The sequence below is a fragment of the Methylomonas sp. HW2-6 genome, from assembly GCF_052474525.1.
In genome coordinates this window covers 3,522,071-3,539,139 of the sequence record NZ_CP184124.1, presented here as the reverse complement: position 1 = coordinate 3,539,139, position 17,069 = coordinate 3,522,071, and the positions used below count along the sequence as shown (strand labels likewise).

Below are 17,069 nucleotides of genomic sequence, written 5' to 3'. Positions count from 1 at the left end.
CATATATCGCCTTCATCGTTGACTCAGGAATCTGCCATGACCACCGCACCGCTGCCGGACGACGACTCGCGCTTGCTGGAGCAGGCTTGCGCTTGGCTGGCGAAACGGGAATCCGGCGAATTTTCCGCCGCGGACCGCCAAGGTTTGGCGGCCTGGCGCGAGGCCGGTCCGGCCCAAGAACAGGCCTGGCAACGGGCCCAGGCGGTCTGGCAAGGGCTGGGGCAATTGCGCGGCCGGCCGATTCCCGGCGCCGAACCCAGCTTGCAGGAACGCGGTCGGCTGCCGGCTACCGATGCCGCGGCGACCGTTTCAGTCGCGCCGACCTGTCCGCCGCTCCGAAATCGGCGTCGGCGGCTACGGTGGGCACCGGCAATTGCCGCTTGCGTGTTATTGGCGTTGACCTTGGCGGCGTTTTATCCGCCCTTGGCATGGCAGGCCGACTATCTGACCGGTAAGGCCGAGCAGCGCCGGGTGGTGCTGGCCGACGGTTCTCGGCTTATTTTGAACGCCGACAGCGCATTGGCGATTCGTTTCGATAAGCTCCAACGCCGGGTCGAGTTGTTGCGTGGCGAAGCTTTTTTCGAAGTGGCCAAGGATGCGCAGCGGCCGTTTTTGGCCGCCACCGATGCCGGTGAAGTGAGGGCGATCGGTACGGCTTTCGGCGTGCGCCGCACCGGTGCGCAAACCCAGGTCGAACTGGTCGAAGGCCGGGTCGAAATTCGCATCGGCGACCGGCACAACCCGCTGGCGGCCGGCCAAACCGCCGCAATTGCGGGCGGCCAAATATCCGTCCGCCCCGGTCGGCCGGAAAACATGGCGGTGTGGCGCGACGGTTACTTGCAATTCGACGGCGTGCCGCTGGCGGAAGCGGTCGAACGCATCAACGCCTATCGCCCCGGTAAGGTATTGCTGCTGAACTCGGCTTGGGCGGATAAACGGATCAGCGGCCTGTTTCGGCTCGATGCCCTCGACCAGGCCGTCGCCGGCTTCGGTTCCGCGGTGCCGGGCCTTAAAATCGTGTCCTTGACCCGGTATCTGGTGGTGTTGCGCTAGCCCGGCGCAGCATCGGCAACCATCGAAGACTCCTGCTTACCCTTAATTTGAGTTTGTCCAATGCAAATTAAGGGCTTAGCTATCAAAGTCTTTACCACCACCGAGTGGATTTGTTTAACGTTAACCGCTCCAGATCGAGCCCGACGGCTCAAAGATTTTTGAAAAGCTGTTTTATTCAACCACAAATCTCGGTTTGATCTGAGTAAGACAGCTACTGTCGGGTGCTTGCTGCGGGTTAGCCAGAAACTCGGCGGCAATTTGCGTCGAACAGGTCCCGGCAGGCATATCCTTCGGCACAAACAAGGCCCCATGTCCGACACCTGGGAAGGTGTAAACATAGGCGGTTTTCAAACTCTTGGCCACGGTTTCGCCATAGGGCTGCGGCGTGACTGGATCGTAAGTACCGTTAAATAAAAGGGTTGGAATGTCAGGGTTTTCGTAAGCAAAAGGCGGTTTCAACTCGGCCTGGAGAATGTCACACGCTTTGGACACAGCCTCGGATTCGCGGATGCCAATGGGCAACAGTTGCGGATAGGCTGGCGGCAGTAACTGGGAAGGCGTGATTTGCACCGATTTTGCCCGCGCACAAAGGACGGTGTGATACATCTCTTTAGCGCTGGTATGATTTTCCAAGTCCTCTGACAGTTTTTCCGTCACCCAATCGAAGTTACCTTGACTGGCGGCATAAATGAACTTGGGTAGCGAACTACCGCGGGCTGATTCAGCGGAATAAGGCCTAGCTAAAAAGTGCAGGACACCATTGAGAAAGGTATTGCCATCGAGCCGACTGGCGATCGGTTTTTGGCTGGAGGGAAGGGTCAGGGTAATGGGAATGGGTTTCTGATTGAGCTGATCGACCAGCGCCAAAAATTTCTGCTCCAGATTGGGATAGGCCTGACCGCATTGTTGGTCTTGCGCGCAAGCGTGAAACACATTCCGCAAGGCATAACTCATCGAGTGTCCGGCGCCCAGATTGAAATCAACATTGGTGGTGACGACGCCATCCAGGATCACGCTGCGCAATTTTGCTTTGTGCTTATCCGCCTGCGCAATCACATATTGCCCCAATAAGGTGCCGTAGGAAACGCCGTAGTAGTTGAACTGCGGGTAGCCCAAGGTCTCTGCCACAAAGTAGACATCGGCAGCATTTTCGCGGGTATTGAAGGCGTTGGGATTTATCCCTTGTGCCTTAAGGCGATCGTTACACGCCTTGAACCAGCTTGGATCGGTGTAGCCTATTTCCCCTTTGGCCACTGCAATATAGTGATCATTGAGTTCCGGACAAGACAGGAAGGGCTTGGAATAACGTGTCCCCCGTTCCTCTAAGAAGATTAAATCGCGGTTCTCTAACAAGACGGGGAGTTCGGGGAAATTCGGCAAGGCCCCATCGGCAATATCACCGATGGTTGAGTCGCCAGGACCTCCCTGTTCGACAAACAGGGGATCGAGCGCGGGGTTTTTGCCACTGCTACGCGTTCGGATTACGGCCAGTTGGATAGTGGGGCCGTTGGGTTGGGCATGCTGTGCGGGGACGGTGACATAGCCACAATCCGATTGCGCGGCAATCGCATCAGGCACGTCAAAAATTTTGCACGCCACGGTTTGCCAGGCCGAACCAAATTTGGTTGGTTTGGACGCTACTGGATTAACCGAACAGCCGCCGGACAAAGTAATAACGGCAGTGAGGAGCTTGACTTGGCAAAAATGATTCAGCGGTTTGCTCATGTGGAATATTTCCCGGTCAATCAATTCAATAGTGAAACTAGGGCCGCACCCTAGACCTTATGCTTGATACTACGAACGACCATATGGCAGTCCGGTAAGGTGGGCACGGCCTTTTGTGCCCACGCGGGTCGAAACGGTGGGCAAATTTGCCCGCCCTATATCTGCTAAAAGCAAGTTACCGGACGATCATAAACTAGAGGGGCGTCCGCAACTGGCCGAATTCACTGTTTCTGCCGCAAAGCCGAAAACAGCCAAGGCAACATCAAGCGCTGACGCTTCCGGCGAAATCAAATCGCCGGAAACGCTGAAACTCGCCTGCAAATAGCTGAAAAATCAAGGCGCTTTTTTCCAGCCCGCCGCCATTGCCTGCTTGACCGTATCGAAACAACGTTCGCCTCTGCTGAAGTCGATGACTACGCCGGCATAGCTCGGGTGGCTGGGGACGAAGTAGTATTTGCGGTTCTTGCCGGAGATATTGCCTTTGACCGGGCAGGCGTCGGGGTTGCCGTTGTTGCCGTCTGAGTCGTCTCCGCCTTGGCCGCCGGGACGGGGGCAGGGGAACGGGGCGAAATCGCGGTTGTAACAGACCCGCCATTCCTTGGCATTGCGGTCGAAGTAGACGCTGTCTTCGGGCAGTTGCGGATTGTTTTGCACGAACCAGGTTTTGCCCTTGGCTTCGTTGGTGATTTGCTGGTCCGGCAGGCGCAGCGCGCTGTGCAGTGCCAGCGCTTTATCGAAATAGGCCTGCGGCGTACGCAGATTCTGATCGATCATGCAGGTGCCGTGGTTTTCGTATTCGTGTTGCAACAGCCAGGCGCTGGGCGTCATGCAGAAATATTTCGCCATCAGTGCGCGGTCGATTTTGGGCTGGTCGCCGGCGCAGGCCCGTGGGTAGTCGTTGGGTTTGGCCAGGGTGCCTTGCGGCCACAGCCCGTGCAGGATGTAGCCGAAACGGGCGTTGCTGCCGCATTGCAGATAATCTTTTTGGCCGGGGCGGCGTTTGTCGCCTTTCTCGGCGCAATAGCGCGGCGCCCAGGAGTAGGACAGCACGTAAAATTCCGACGGCCGGTGTTGGGCGGTGTCGGCGACCTCGTTGTAGGCATCGTAAGTGTCTTTGGGGTCCACGCAGTCGGCGTGGGCTAAGGCGGCACAAAGCGTCAGGCACATCACGGCAAGCAGGTTCAATCGGGACATGGGCGCGCTCCTCATCGTTATTATGGAGTAAGTCGGTAGCGCGGCCCGCCACGGCGCGCGCTAGATCGATTATGCCGCAGTCGCCGCGACAATATGAAGACTTTTTCCCGCCCGAGGCTCGGGCGGGTTTTCCTCTCGCAGCAGCAATTGGCCCAATCATTGACGCCGCACCGATGTGGATTCTTCCGCCAATTCCGTCGTTACCGTTAGCAGCCGCAGTGCGGCCCCGTAACCGAGACGAAATCAGGAGTGTTCATGTCCCACGCAACGCATCGCCGTTCGATTTTTATCTGCCGTGCGCTAGTCGCGTCGACTGCCCTGGCAATGGCCCCGGCGGCTCAGGCGGAAAACGTCGGCGCCAAGCATTATTACGACATTCCGGCCCAAGCGCTGAACCCGGCGTTGTTGCAGTTCGGCAAGCAGAGCCGGCAACCGCTGATTTACGGCACCGACATCGCCGAGCATCTGCGTAGTCGGGCAGTGCAGGGCGAGTATACCGACGCCGAAGCGCTGAATATGCTGTTGGCCGATTCGCCGTTGCGGGCGCAAACCACCGGCGACGGTACCGTGACGATTCAGCCCAAGCCGCCGGAGCTGCACAACAAAACCAGCCCGGAGCTGATGCCGGCGATGACGGTGGTCGGCAAGCCGGTCTATGCCTGGAATGCGCCGGATAATCCGGATTACAACCGGCCCAACGCCACCACGGCCACCAAAACCGATACCCCGGTGATGGAAACGCCGATCTCGATCCAAATTGTGCCGAAAGCGGTGTTGGCCGATAAACAGACTATGACCTTGCCGGACGCGGTCAACGGCCACGTCAGCGGCGTGTTGGGCCGCACCGGTGGCGGTTACCTGTACGACAATTTCGTGATCCGCGGTCTGGCCGGTTCCGGGTTTGGCGACGCTTACCGCAACGGTTTGTACAATCGCCAGGATATTTACGATATTGCCAACATCGAACAAATCGAGATTCTGAAGGGGCCGGCGGCGATGTTGTACGGCCGGATCGAGCCCGGCGGTATGGTCAATTACGTGACTAAAAAGCCGCTGGATACCGCGTACTACTCGTTGCAGCAGCAGTTCGGTTCTTTCGACCAATACCGTACTTTAATTGACGCCACCGGTCCGCTTGATGCCGGCAAGACCTTGCTGTATCGGCTGAACGGGTCGTATACCGACCAGCAATCGTTTCGCGATTTCGTCGGTAACCAGCGTTTTTTCGTCGCCCCCAGCTTGACCTGGCGGCCGAACGCCCGCTTCGAAACCAACGTCGATCTGGAATACAAACACGACCAATTTAATGCCGACTACGGCATTCCGGCGGTCAACGGTCGGCCGGCGCCGATTCCGCTCAGCCGTAACCTGAAAGACGGCTTCCACCGCCAAACTCTGGAAAGCACCTCGGTTGCAGTAGATTGGACCTATCATTTCAATGACGACTGGAAAATAACCCAGCGCTATTTGTTCAAGGATTGGACTCTGAGCGGGCCGACCTTGTACAACTACTTTGGGCTGCGCGACGACATGCGCACGCTGGATCGAGTGGCTACCAAAGGTGTGCAGGACGTCGTTAGCCACTCCGGCAATATCGACCTGAACGGCAAGTTTGAAATTCTGGGTAGCAAACATAATCTGCTGGTCGGATTCGACGGCTTTCACTCTTTGACCAGCTCCCATGATTCGGATGCGCCGACCGCGCCGATCGACATTTACACGCCGGTCTACGGCCAAGTCGATTTCGATGCCCTGACCGTGGATAACGCCTTCTTTTACCGGCGGGAGTCCTGGGTCGGCGCCTATCTGCAGGACCAGATCACCTTGTTCGACCGCTTGCATATTCTGTTGGGCGGGCGCTACGACAGCGTGACCACAGGGCAGAATTTTTCGCCGGTCTCGTTGCAAGCGGCGGAATTGGGGCGCAGTCCAGCCAACGACGACGCCTTCAGCCCGCGGGCCGGGTTGACGTACCGCGTGCAGGATTGGCTGTCGCTGTACGGCAGTTTCAGCGAATCGTTCAGCGCCAATAACGGCGTCAGTGCCAGCGGCGAGAAATTCGACCCACAGCGCGGCAAGCAATACGAATTGGGGATTAAAACCGAATCGGCCGACCAACGATTTTCATCGACACTGGCATTTTTCTATCTGACCAAAAGCAATATGCTGACCGACGATCCGAATCAGGCCAATCCGAATTTTCAGATTCTGGCCGGGCAAATCAGGAGCCGGGGTATCGAGTTGGATTTGGCCGGGCAAGTCACCGACCAACTGCATTTGCTGGCGACCTACGCTTATACCCAAGTCAATTACACCCAGGATTTCGACGGCCTGCAAGGCCACAGGCTGGAGAACGTGCCGCGCCACCAGGGCAGCCTGTGGGGCACCTGGCAGTTTAACCAGGCCTTCAAAGCCGGGTTAGGCGCGGTCGCGGTCGGGCCGCGGCCGGGGGATTCCGATAACAGCTATCTGTTGCCCGGTTACGTCCGTTTGGATGCGATGGCGGCTTACACCCAAAAAATCGGTCAGCAGCGGTTGACCGCGCAATTGAATATCAACAACCTGCTGGACAAGGAATACTACGCCAACTCGGCCGGCAGCAATCTCGGCGTAATCCCCGGCGCGCCGATCAATGTAATGGGCTCGTTGAAATACGAGTTTTAAAGCGGTGGGCCGTTACAGGCTGGCGCGCAGATACAGCAGCGCCAGCAGCAGATACACGGCAAAGCTCAATGCCAGCAGCCAGGGCCGGCCCTTGGGCTTGGCCCACTCCGGCAAATGAGGCGGCAATAACCGGTAATTCAAAAGATATAAGGCCGCCGGAAACAGGATGGTGCCGGCGAAGCCGATCAGGGCGCTGGTCAGGATCAACGGTCCCGGCGCATCGAGCTGCATCGTAAACGAGGTAATCAAGGTCAGCAGCGCCAGAAACAGGTAATACCAGCGCCGGGCCGGCCAGCGTTGCGCCTGCGGAAACAGCGTCAAGACGATGTCGGCTTGAATCCGGCTGACCGCGTCGGCGGTAGCCAGCCAGGTATCGGTCAGAAATGCCGCGGCCACGACCAGAAACAGCAGCCGGCCGATTTCGCCCCAACTCACGGCAAAGAACTGGCTTTGCACGACGGCCAGTTCGTATTCCTGCGGCAGCAAGCCTTTCGGAAACAGCAGCGCATAGGCCAGCAGGCAGGTCATCAAGGTGGTCAATAAATTGCCGACGATGCCGACCAGGATGTCCGCGCTCAAGAATCGGCGCCAGGATTGCCAGTTTTGCGCGCTTTGTGCGGCGTCTGCCGGCAGAAAGCCGTCGCTGAGCACCGCTTCCTCGGCGCCGCCCAGGCCGGTGATGCGGCCGACCAGACCGGCCATGCCGGCGCCTTTGTCGCGCAACCAGTACGAGTAAAACAAGATCCAGAAGCCGCCGAGGCCGGCGAAGGTGATGGCGGTCAGCAACTTGCTGGCGTCATGATTATCCCAGGGCCGGGGCATGGCGCCGACCGGACCGAACAGGCCTTGGGCAAATTCCGGAAGCGCCTTCAGTACGTCGGCTTGTAGACAGGCCGATAGCAGGCCAACAACCGTGACGACGGCGACCAGCTTCATGAAACGTTCGATCAAGGTATAGACCACGCCGCTGGCCAGAATCGCCGTGACGAACACCGCAATCGAGGCGTAGCCCCAGAACAGGCTTTGGCCGCGCTGGCTCCAGCCCTCCGGCCAATGGGTCAATTCGGCCATCGCCGTGCCGCCGGCCGAGGCGAACGCGCCGAACCACAGAAACGATACCGTCATCAGCAGCCATAAAAACACGCCGAAGCTGCGGTTCAAGCGGATGAAGCCGTGAAAAATGCTTTCCCCGGTCAGTATTGTGTAGCGGCCGATTTCCAGATTCAACGGGTATTGCAGCAAACAGGCCGGTGCCAACAACCAGAGAAAGGTCAAACCGTACTTGGCGACCATATACGGCCACCAGATCAGTTCTCCGCTGCCCTGGGCCAGCGCCATCCACACCACGCCGGGCCCCAATGCGGCCCACCAGCCGGGGAAGTTGGGGACGTTGTGGCGGGGCAGGTCGGCGAGGGCTTTATTTTTCATCGGGCTAACGATCGGTTCGGGCTAAAACCGCTCATTTCCGCAAATTTGCCGGGATTTGGCAAATCCTCGGTAACTGTCCTGACCGTTCTTTACACCTTTTTTACGTCCGGCTGCCTAGAATTCCGGGCCGTGGAAGTTTAGGCGGCGCGGTCGTCGCGGCGGGCGGTCAATGGAAACATTAAGGCGATGGCGCCGAGCTTAGCGGATCGGTCCGATTATTCGGATCGCTTACGAATCAGGGTAAGGAGAAATTTATGCGGATGATGATATCGTGCCTGTTGGGACTGGCAGTCCTGGCGCTGCCGGCGCTGGCCGCCGCGGATGCCGGCTTGGCGGCGGAAAGCCCAAAATCCCTGGATTTGACCGGCCATTGGCCCGGTTACATTTCGCTTTTGGTCATGGTGGCGGCGTATGTCGCGGCGATGCTGGAAGAAGTGACCGAATTGCGCAAATCCAAACCCATGCTGTTGGCGGCGGCGTTAATCTGGTTCGTTATCGTGCTGGCCTACCGGGAACAGGGACTGGATGAACTGGCAGTCGCCGCGTTTCGCAGCAATTTGCAGACTTACATCGAGTTGTTGCTGTTCATCATGGTATCGATGACCTATCTGAACGCGATGGAGGACATGCGCCTGTTCGACGCCTTGCAAGTCTGGCTGGTTAGTCAGCATTTGAGTTATCGGCAACTGTTCTGGATGACCGGATTCTTGGTGTTCTTGCTGTCTTGCGTGGTCAACGGCCTGACCGCCGGCCTGCTGATGGGGGCTGTGGCGGTCGCGGTCGGTAAAAACAACCCGCGTTTCGTATCCTTGGCCTGTATCAACATTGTGATTGCAACCAATGCCGGCGGTTCGTTCAGCCCTCTAGGTGGGATTTCGACTTTGTTCGTCTGGCAGCACGGCATCCTCGGCTTCACCGAATTCTTCAAGTTGTTCTTACCCTGCCTGGTGAATTTCCTGGTCCCGGCGCTAGCGATGCATTTTGCGCTGCCGCGGGAGGTTCCCAGCATCGAAATGGCGGATGTCGCGTTGCCGCGCGGCGCGAAGCGCCTGCTGTTTCTGTTCGGCGTGACGATTGCGTTGGCCGTGGTGTTCGATATGGAACTGCATTTGCCGGCCGCGGCCGGCATGATGGCGGGGTTGTCGTTGTTGCAGTTTTTTTACTATTACCTGCACCAAACCGAAAAGGCGCAACCGTTGAGCCAGTCGGAGTTCTCGCTGTTTTTCGGCGGCGGCGATTACCGGACCGCTGCCACCCAATCGACGCGTTTCGATATTTTCGACAAAGTCGGCCGGCTGGAATGGGACACGCTGCTGTTCTTCTACGGCGCGATGATGGGCATCGGCGGCCTGGGTTACATCGGTTATCTCGACGCCGTCTCGCACCTGCTTTACGGCCAACTCAGCCCGACCTTAGCCAACATCGCGATCGGCCTGTGCTCGGCCTTCGTCGATAACGGCACGCTGATGTTCGCGATTCTGACCATGCACCCCGACATCACCCAAGGCCAATGGCTGTTGTTGACTTTGACCCTGGGCGTCGGCGGCAGCTTGTTGGCGATCGGTTCGGCACCGGGGATTGGCTTGTTGGGCCAGGCCAAGGGACAATATACCTTCAGCAACCACATGAAATGGTGTCCGGTGATCCTGCTCGGTTATTTCGCCAGTATCGGCGTGCATTTTCTGGTCAACGCCCATTCCTTTTGACGCGGATGTCCGGCGCGAAGGGTGAGGGCGATGTTCGGTAGCAGGCGGTGGCAGAGTCATGCCGGACCGGAAGCGCGCCTGCCGGCCAGGACCCGGCGCGAGCGCTACACCGGCTACGTTTGCGGGATCGCCGCGCCGTTCATCTGCACGTTGGCGGCTTGGCCGTTGCGGAGCATATTGGAGCCGGCCAGCATTCTGATGAGCTATATGCTCGGCGTATTCCTGGTCGCCAGCCGTTACGGCCGCGGCGCGTCGCTGACCGCCTCGCTGCTGAGCCCGCCGGTGTTTGCCTATTATTTCGCGCCGCCGATTTTTTCGTTTGCGATTTCCGATCTGGAAAACATCGTCGGCTTGGCCATCATGATCGTCGTTGCCAGCCTGACCAGCAATTTATTGGATCGGGCTCGCAGCCAAGCTGAAATTGCCCGGCAACGGGAAAACCGGGCCAATGCCTTGTACCGTTTAAGCCGGGCCTTGTCCGATGCGCAGAGCCGCGAGGCGATTGCGGCGTTGGCTGCCGAGCGGATACGCGACGAATTCGGCGCCGAAGCCCTCATCGTGCCGGCCGACGAGAACCGGCGCCTGCCCGCGTCGGTTGCCGAAGTTGGGCCGGGTTTCGATGCCGAAGCAGCCCGGCAGGCGTTCGCGGCGAACTCGACTCGCCACAGCCAGGGTGCAGCCTATTATCCGTTGGTCGGATCGCAGACCGTATTCGGCGTGTTGTTGGTCAGAGCGGAGCCTTCGTCGCGCTTGGCGCATCCGGAGGCACTGGCTTTGTTCGAAACCTTCCGCAATCTGGTCGGCCAGGCGCTGGAGCGCTTGTATCTGGCCGAACGCGCCCGCGAAGCCGGCCTGCAGGTGCAGGCCGAAGCGTTACGTAACGCCTTGCTCAGCGCGATCTCCCACGACTTACGCACGCCGTTGACCCGGATCAGCGGTGCGGCCGGCGCATTGATCGACAATGCCGACCGCTTATCCGCGGCCGAGCGCCAGGAGTTTTACCGGGCGGTATTCGACGAAGCGCAACGGATGGCCGAATTGACCAGCAAGATTCTGGACATGGCCCGGCTCAGCAGCGGCGAAATTACGCTGCATTGCGAATGGAACGCGCTGGAGGAAATCGTCGGCAGCGCGTTGACCCGGCTCGATAAAGCGTTGCGGGAGAGGCCGGTGCGTACCCAAATTCCGGACAGCCTGCCGTTGTTGTGGGTCGATGCCGTCTTGTTCGAGCAAGTGCTGGCCAATCTGATCGAGAATGCGATCAAATACACGCCGCCGGGCAGCCCGATCGATATCGGCGCGGAACTGGCGGCAGACGGTTTGCAATTGACCGTTACCGATTACGGCGCCGGGATTCCGGTCGGCATGCAGCAGAAAATCTTCGACAAATTCTACCGGCTGAGCGGCGAGACCGAACACGGCGGCGTCGGTTTGGGATTGGCGTTGTGCCGGACCATCGTCGCCGCCCACGGCGGCCGGATTCGGGCGACGAATCTGGCCGGTAAAGGCGCGGCGTTCATCATCGATTTGCCGCTGCGCGAGCCGCCGGCGTTGGATTGGGGCGAAACGGGGGAGAATGGCGGATGAACGATGCGGCACCGTTGATTTTACTGATAGAAGACGACAGCCAGACCCGGCGCTTTTTGAAAACCAGCTTGGCCAACCGCGGCTGGCGCATCGCCGAAGCCGATTGCGCCAAGTCCGGGCTGGCGCTGCTGAAAAGCGAGCAGCCCGATTGCGTGATCCTGGACTTGGGCTTGCCGGACATGGATGGTATCGCCGTCGCCCGGCGCTTGCGGCAACTGTCCGATCTGCCGGTGCTTGTGTTGTCGGCCCGTAGCCAGGAGCAGAACAAGATCATGGCGCTGGACGCCGGCGCCGACGATTATCTGACCAAACCGTTCGGCAGCGGCGAATTGCATGCCCGTTTGCAGGCCTTGTTGCGCCGGGTGGCGCGCAGTATCGCGGCTAGCGAGACTTTCGAAACCGGGCAATTGAAAATCGATCTGGCGCGGCGCAAAGTGTTCATCGCCGGTAACGAAGTGCGGATTACGCCGATCGAGTTTCGCCTGCTCGGTATCCTGGCGCGCCATGCCGGTCTGGTCGTGACCCACCGGCAATTGCTCGGCGAAGTTTGGGGGGCCGAGCATATTCACGACCAGCACTATCTGCGCATCTACATGGGCCAGTTGCGGCACAAGCTGGAAGTAAATCCGGCCCGGCCGCGTTATCTGTTGACCGAAGTCGGCGTCGGCTACCGGCTGGCCGCCGACGGCGGCTGAAACTGGCTGCGCTTGTTGGGCTTACAACCCACTCAGCCCTTGGCTTTTTGCAGCTTTTTCAGAATGCTTTTGCTGATGCGGTCGACAAACTCTTCCGGGTTGTCGTAACCCTGTTTCTGGATGAAGTCGACCACCGTTTTGACCAATTGCTTGGTTTCGGCGATTTCCTGGTGCGAGCGGCCGCAGCCTGAGCAATGAGTACCGTCACTGGTGCATTGGTCGACGCAAGGGCTGTATTTCATATCGTGTTTTCCGAAAAGTTAGGTGATTGAAGTCGCGCTATTGTAAGTCTGCGCCGCCGTTTCCGGCAAAGCCGGCGTCGCGGCGGATTGAATTGCGGCCGGCGCGGTTGCGCGGGCAGGGCCGTAAAGTTGCCGAAATCGTCGGCCGGGGTTGCGGCATATCGCCTATTTTGCGTGTGGCAAATAACATAGTTTGGTTAATCCATAAAACATAAAATTAGAAAGTTATAATATTACAAAGCCTTACAGTTTGGTGCGCTTGTTGCTTGACTTAATTCTGGCCGAACCTTGGCGTTCGCCCAGATTTCAGACTTTCGAAAGGCAAGCAATGAACAATTTCAATTCAAATCTACCGGCGCATTTGCCGAACGTTCCTCCGGCAACTCCCACCGGCAACCGGCTGCGTTGCGATAAATGGCTCGGCACGGTATCGCTCTGTTTCGCGGCTTCGGCGTTGGCTGCCGAGACCGCGCCGGAACCGGTCGAAACCGAAACCGAGGTGGTGTTGGAAAAAGTGATCGTCACCGACAAGTTCCCCAGCGTTAAAAACCTGGGCGCATCGGAAATGGAAGCCGATATTCTGGAAAGCAAGCGGGCGGCGGTCAGCGACACCGCCAAATTATTGGAGGATACGCCCGGCGTCAGTTTGTATGGCGCCGGCGGCGTCTCCAGTTTGCCGGTGATCCACGGCCTGAACGACGATAGGGTCAAAATCGACATCAACGGCATGACCTTGACTTCGGCTTGCGCCAACCACATGAATCCGCCGCTGTCGTATATCGACCGCAGCAATATCGGCAAGATCACGATTCTGACCGGGGTAACGCCGGTGAGCCTGGGCGGCGACAGCATCGGCGGCACCATTTCGGTACAAACCCCGCAACCGGTGTTTGCCGAGCCGGGCAAGGATATTTTGCTGGACGGTTCGGTGTCGTCGTTTTACCGCAGCAACGGCGACGCCTTCGGCGGCAGTATCGCGGCCGGCGTCGCTAATCAGAACGTCCGGCTGGACTATACCGGTTCGCATACCGAAAGCATGAATTACAACGACGGCAACGGCCAGATCGTCAACTCCACGGCTTACGTCAACCAAAACCATTCCGCGGCGTTGTCGTTCAAATCCGACAATCATCTGGTTGTGGTCAGAGGCGGCCAGCAGCACATGCCCTACCAGTTGTTTCCGAACCAGCGTATGGACCTGACCAACAACGACAGTATCTTCGGCAACATCATGCACAAGGGCAGTTTCGATTGGGGCACGTTGGAAAGTAAGTTCTACTTCGAATCGACCCAGCACAGCATGGACATCGGCGACGACAAGCACAATCGCTATCTCGACGGTACGGTGTCGGGCGGCGGTTTTGCTTTTCCGAACGACAGGATGCCGATGGAAACCCGTGGCCGCAATCTGGGCTACAAGATTTTGGCGGAAATCCCCTACGGCAAGCGCGATACCTTCAGAATCGGCAACGAATACCACGCCAACAAGCTGAACGATTACTGGCCGGCGGTGCATAACGATCCCGGACCGGCCAACCCCACGCCGAATCCGGCATACTGGATGATGGCGCCGCAGAATTACATCAATTTAAACAATGCCGAGAAGGAGCGGGTTGCCTTTTTCGGCGAATGGGAAGCGCGCTGGAACCAACAATGGAAAAGCTTGCTGGGTTTGCGCTACGAACACACCAGCACCGATACGGGTAACGTCAGCCCCTACAACCCGAATTTGCTGGGTACCAATGGCAATTTGGCGAACAATCCCGATCCGGCAGGCGCGAAATTAGCCTTGACGGCGGCCAACGCGTTCAATGCTCGCGATAAAGGGCGGACCAACGACACTTTCGACGTGACGGCTCTGGTGCAGTTCACGCCTAACGACATCAGTCAGTACGAATTGGGTTATGCCCGCAAGAACCGCACGCCGAATTTATACGAGCGTTATGTGTGGGGCGCGCGGAAAATGGATATGGCGATGGTAGGCTGGTTTGGCGACGGCAACGGTTATGTCGGCAATATGGATTTGACCGAGGAAACCGCCCATACCGTCAGTTTGACCGCGACATTTCACGAGCCGCAAAACAATTTGTGGGAAGTCAACGTCACGCCGTATTTTACGTACGTCAATAACTTCATCGATGCGGATCGCTGTCTGGTCAATACCAATCCGGCTCGCGACGCCAACGGCTGCCGCAGCGCGGCAACGTCATACACGGGCGGGCCTACCATCAATAACTTGACGGTGGACAATCAGTACGTCTATTTGCAATATGCCAACCACGATGCGCGGCTATGGGGTATGGACGTGTCGGCTCGCACCCGCTTGTACAAAGACCAAAAGCTCGGCGAATTTGCGGCCCATACCACGATGAGTTACGTCCGCGGCGAGCGGATGGACGGCGGCAACCTTTACCACATGATGCCGTTCAATATGAAATTGAGTCTGGACCACCGCTTGAGCAGTTGGCAGAGCGCGCTGGAAATGCAGTTCGTCGACGGCAAATCCCATGTCCAGCAAATCCGTAACGAAGTTCAGACGCCGTCCTACATCCTGCTCAACGCCAGAACCGGCTACGAATGGGGCAGTGTCAGGCTGGACGTCGGCTTGGACAACGTGCTGGATAAACAATATTTCCATCCGTTGGCCGGCTCCTATCTCGGCGACCGCTACGGCATGAACCCGACCGCCGCCCCCAACGTCACCGTGCCTTGGGGCCGAAACGTGCCGGGTATGGGCCGCTCGGCTTTCGTCGGCGTCACGATCAAGTATTGATGGAGCGGCGGCCTCCGGCTGGGCTGGCGGGGATTATGTCGTTGGTTGATAGCCGGGCGTCACCCCGGCAGGGAGCGCCGGGGGCCTGTTGCTACGGACGGCGAATGCTTCATGCGTCCTTGTCACCCGGGTTCGCTTCGTCTCGGCGATCCCTAGCGCAAAGTCGACGCAACGGTATTGCGCGGGGCTCAGGATGCGGCGGCGGACTCGGTATCCGGGGCCGAAAGCCGGTAGATGTAAATCGTCGCGCCGATCACTGCAGCTTGGCCGATGACCAGATTCAGCAGCGGCAGCGTCAAGCCCAGGCTGGTCAGGCCGCCGAAACTCAGCGCGCCCCAGCGTACCTGCTGTAAAAACTGTTTTTGCCCGGCAAACGCCAGGCCGCGCTGTTCCAACGGGTAGGCCATGAATTCCAAGGCCATGCCCCAGGCGGCGAACCCGGCCCATAACAGCGGGGCCAACAAGTTCACGACCGGTACCGCGAACAAGAGCAATAACGGCAGCACCCGCAAAAGCAGATAACCGATCCGGTGCAGTTCGCCGAAAAACACCTTGTCCCAGGCCAATTCCGCCGCCGGCAGTGGCTGGCCGCTGATCAGCGCCAGGGTCTTGGCGGACAGCCGGCTGTAATACGGCGCGGCGATCAGGTTGGCCAGCAGCGCAAAACTGAAAAATCCGACCACCAGAAAGCTGACGAAAAACAGCGGCCACAGAATCCAGTTCAGCCAGGACAACCAGTCCGGGATGAACTGGTGGATCAAGGCCGACACCATGTGGTAACCCAGCACGAAACCGCCGGTGTACAGCACCATATTGATGAACAACGGAATCAGCAGGTAATTGCGCAACTCCGGGCGGATCAGCATGCGCACGCCTTCCCAGAGGCATTGCACCGCAAACAGCGGACTATTGCCGCTTTTGAAATTCAACTTCAACATGGTTGCAAACTCCTGACGCCGTGTTTGCCGGGGTCGACGACGGCGCCGCGCTCGGTGACGATCGCGTCGATCAGGTCGGCCGGCGTGACGTCGAACACCGGGTTCCAGGCGCTGACCAATGAGCCTTCGTGCAAATAGCAATCGGCCAGCAATTCCCGCGGGTCGCGTTGTTCGATTTCGATGCCGGCGCCGTTTTCCAGGTTGAAATCGAAAGTGGAGGAGGGCGCGGCGACCATGACTTTGACGCCGTGTTGCTTGGCCAGCACCGCCAGCGAATAGGTGCCGATCTTGTTGGCGACGTCGCCGTTGGCGGCGATGCGGTCGGCGCCGACCACGATCCAGTCTATCTTGCCGGATTTCATCAGCCAGGCCGCCGCCGAATCGGCGATGAGCGTGGCGGGGATGCCGTCCTGCGCCAATTCCCAAACCGTCAGCCGCGCGCCTTGCAACCAGGGCCGGGTTTCGCCGGCGTAGACTTGTTGCAAGCCGCCGCGGCGGTGCAGGCTGCGGATCACGCCCAAGGCCGTACCGTAACCGCCGGTCGCCAACGCGCCGGCATTGCAATGGGTCAACACCGCTTTTGCGGTACCGATCAGGTCCGCGCCGCGCTCGCCCATGGCTTGGTTGGCAGCATAATCATCGGCGTGGATGGTTTGTGCCAGCTCGGTCAGCGCGGCGACCGGATCGGCCGGATTATTCGCGATCAAGCCGAGCATCCGGTCCAGCGCCCAGAACAGATTGACGGCGGTCGGCCGCGAGGCGGCCAATTGTTCGATGTCGCGGTCGACCGCGGCTTGCCAATCGGCTTGCGGATAATGGCGCATGGCCGACAACACCACGCCGTAGGCGGCGGCGATGCCGATCGCCGGCGCGCCGCGCACCCGCATCGAGGCGATGGCTGTAGCGACGCCGGCGGCGTCGCGGTATTCGTCGTAAGCGATGGTTTGCGGCAGGACGCGCTGGTCCAGTACTTTCAGGCTGTGTCCGGTCCATTGCAGGGCTTGGACCGATAATTGCGATGTTTGGCTCATGTTGTTCGGTTGATGAGGTTATTGGGGTGCGGG

Annotated in this window: 12 protein-coding genes; 6 read left to right on the top strand and 6 right to left on the bottom strand. The window is 58.8% G+C overall.

Annotated elements, in window-relative coordinates:
* Positions 1 to 36: 36 nt before the first annotated feature.
* Positions 37 to 1,053, top strand: a complete 1,017-nt coding sequence (locus ACH518_RS17080) for a FecR family protein (RefSeq protein ID WP_445370947.1) — start codon at positions 37 to 39, stop codon at positions 1,051 to 1,053.
* 171 nt (positions 1,054 to 1,224) lie between these two features.
* Here ACH518_RS17080 and ACH518_RS17075 read toward each other — a convergent pair whose 3' ends face one another.
* Both ACH518_RS17075 and ACH518_RS17070 read right to left on the bottom strand, forming a co-directional pair.
* Positions 1,225 to 2,778 carry an alpha/beta fold hydrolase gene (locus ACH518_RS17075; RefSeq protein ID WP_445370946.1) on the bottom strand — a complete coding sequence of 518 codons (1,554 nt, stop codon included), beginning with the start codon at positions 2,776 to 2,778 and terminating at the stop codon, positions 1,225 to 1,227.
* A 333-nt stretch (positions 2,779 to 3,111) separates the two neighbouring features.
* Positions 3,112 to 3,972, bottom strand: a complete 861-nt coding sequence (locus ACH518_RS17070; protein WP_445370945.1) for a ribonuclease T2 family protein — start codon at positions 3,970 to 3,972, stop codon at positions 3,112 to 3,114.
* A gap of 255 nt (positions 3,973 to 4,227) precedes the next feature.
* Between ACH518_RS17070 and ACH518_RS17065 the strand changes: the two genes are divergently transcribed.
* Complete coding sequence (locus ACH518_RS17065) at positions 4,228 to 6,636, top strand: TonB-dependent siderophore receptor (RefSeq protein ID WP_445370944.1); 2,409 nt, start codon at positions 4,228 to 4,230, stop codon at positions 6,634 to 6,636.
* Between the two features lie 12 nt (positions 6,637 to 6,648).
* On the opposite strand, the gene ACH518_RS17060 is transcribed toward ACH518_RS17065, so the two are convergent.
* A complete protein-coding gene (locus ACH518_RS17060) occupies positions 6,649 to 8,064 on the bottom strand; it encodes an Nramp family divalent metal transporter (RefSeq protein WP_445370943.1) in 1,416 nt (471 codons plus the stop codon).
* A 254-nt stretch (positions 8,065 to 8,318) separates the two neighbouring features.
* Between ACH518_RS17060 and nhaD the strand changes: the two genes are divergently transcribed.
* From nhaD to ACH518_RS17045, 3 genes are read left to right on the top strand one after another with little or no spacing between them, the layout of a single operon-like run.
* Positions 8,319 to 9,770, top strand: a complete 1,452-nt coding sequence (nhaD, locus tag ACH518_RS17055) for a sodium:proton antiporter NhaD (protein WP_445370942.1) — start codon at positions 8,319 to 8,321, stop codon at positions 9,768 to 9,770.
* 30 nt (positions 9,771 to 9,800) lie between these two features.
* Complete coding sequence (locus tag ACH518_RS17050) at positions 9,801 to 11,357, top strand: DUF4118 domain-containing protein (RefSeq protein ID WP_445370941.1); 1,557 nt, start codon at positions 9,801 to 9,803, stop codon at positions 11,355 to 11,357.
* A complete protein-coding gene (locus tag ACH518_RS17045; protein ID WP_445370940.1) occupies positions 11,354 to 12,052 on the top strand; it encodes a response regulator in 699 nt (232 codons plus the stop codon). Before ACH518_RS17050 ends, ACH518_RS17045 begins: the two co-directional genes overlap by 4 nt.
* Before the next feature lie 32 nt (positions 12,053 to 12,084).
* Here the strand turns inward: ACH518_RS17045 and ACH518_RS17040 are convergent, their stop codons facing one another.
* On the bottom strand, positions 12,085 to 12,294 hold the full coding sequence (locus ACH518_RS17040) for a DUF1289 domain-containing protein (RefSeq protein ID WP_445370939.1): 210 nt from the start codon (positions 12,292 to 12,294) through the stop codon (positions 12,085 to 12,087).
* 328 nt (positions 12,295 to 12,622) lie between these two features.
* Between ACH518_RS17040 and ACH518_RS17035 the strand changes: the two genes are divergently transcribed.
* Entirely contained in the window at positions 12,623 to 15,067 is a 2,445-nt protein-coding gene (locus ACH518_RS17035) for a TonB-dependent receptor (protein WP_445370938.1), read from the top strand.
* Between the two features lie 188 nt (positions 15,068 to 15,255).
* Here the strand turns inward: ACH518_RS17035 and cysZ are convergent, their stop codons facing one another.
* Entirely contained in the window at positions 15,256 to 16,005 is a 750-nt protein-coding gene (gene cysZ, locus ACH518_RS17030) for a sulfate transporter CysZ (protein ID WP_140914349.1), read from the bottom strand.
* A complete protein-coding gene (gene mtnA, locus ACH518_RS17025; RefSeq protein ID WP_445370937.1) occupies positions 15,999 to 17,036 on the bottom strand; it encodes an S-methyl-5-thioribose-1-phosphate isomerase in 1,038 nt (345 codons plus the stop codon). The genes cysZ and mtnA overlap by 7 nt, the downstream gene beginning before the upstream one ends.
* Positions 17,037 to 17,069: the final 33 nt, after the last annotated feature.

What these genes read in the sequence shown, in the direction of transcription:
- ACH518_RS17080 (WP_445370947.1), top strand. Translation starts at nt 37, where the DNA reads ATGACCACCGCACCGCTGCCGGACGACGACTCGCGCTTGCTGGAGCAG.
- ACH518_RS17065 (WP_445370944.1), top strand. Translation starts at nt 4,228, where the DNA reads ATGTCCCACGCAACGCATCGCCGTTCGATTTTTATCTGCCGTGCGCTA.
- cysZ (WP_140914349.1), bottom strand. Translation starts at nt 16,005, where the DNA reads ATGTTGAAGTTGAATTTCAAAAGCGGCAATAGTCCGCTGTTTGCGGTG.
- ACH518_RS17070 (WP_445370945.1), bottom strand. Translation starts at nt 3,972, where the DNA reads ATGTCCCGATTGAACCTGCTTGCCGTGATGTGCCTGACGCTTTGTGCC.
- ACH518_RS17035 (WP_445370938.1), top strand. Translation starts at nt 12,623, where the DNA reads ATGAACAATTTCAATTCAAATCTACCGGCGCATTTGCCGAACGTTCCT.
- mtnA (WP_445370937.1), bottom strand. Translation starts at nt 17,036, where the DNA reads ATGAGCCAAACATCGCAATTATCGGTCCAAGCCCTGCAATGGACCGGA.
- ACH518_RS17060 (WP_445370943.1), bottom strand. Translation starts at nt 8,064, where the DNA reads ATGAAAAATAAAGCCCTCGCCGACCTGCCCCGCCACAACGTCCCCAAC.
- ACH518_RS17050 (WP_445370941.1), top strand. Translation starts at nt 9,801, where the DNA reads ATGTTCGGTAGCAGGCGGTGGCAGAGTCATGCCGGACCGGAAGCGCGC.
- ACH518_RS17040 (WP_445370939.1), bottom strand. Translation starts at nt 12,294, where the DNA reads ATGAAATACAGCCCTTGCGTCGACCAATGCACCAGTGACGGTACTCAT.
- nhaD (WP_445370942.1), top strand. Translation starts at nt 8,319, where the DNA reads ATGCGGATGATGATATCGTGCCTGTTGGGACTGGCAGTCCTGGCGCTG.
- ACH518_RS17045 (WP_445370940.1), top strand. Translation starts at nt 11,354, where the DNA reads ATGAACGATGCGGCACCGTTGATTTTACTGATAGAAGACGACAGCCAG.
- ACH518_RS17075 (WP_445370946.1), bottom strand. Translation starts at nt 2,778, where the DNA reads ATGAGCAAACCGCTGAATCATTTTTGCCAAGTCAAGCTCCTCACTGCC.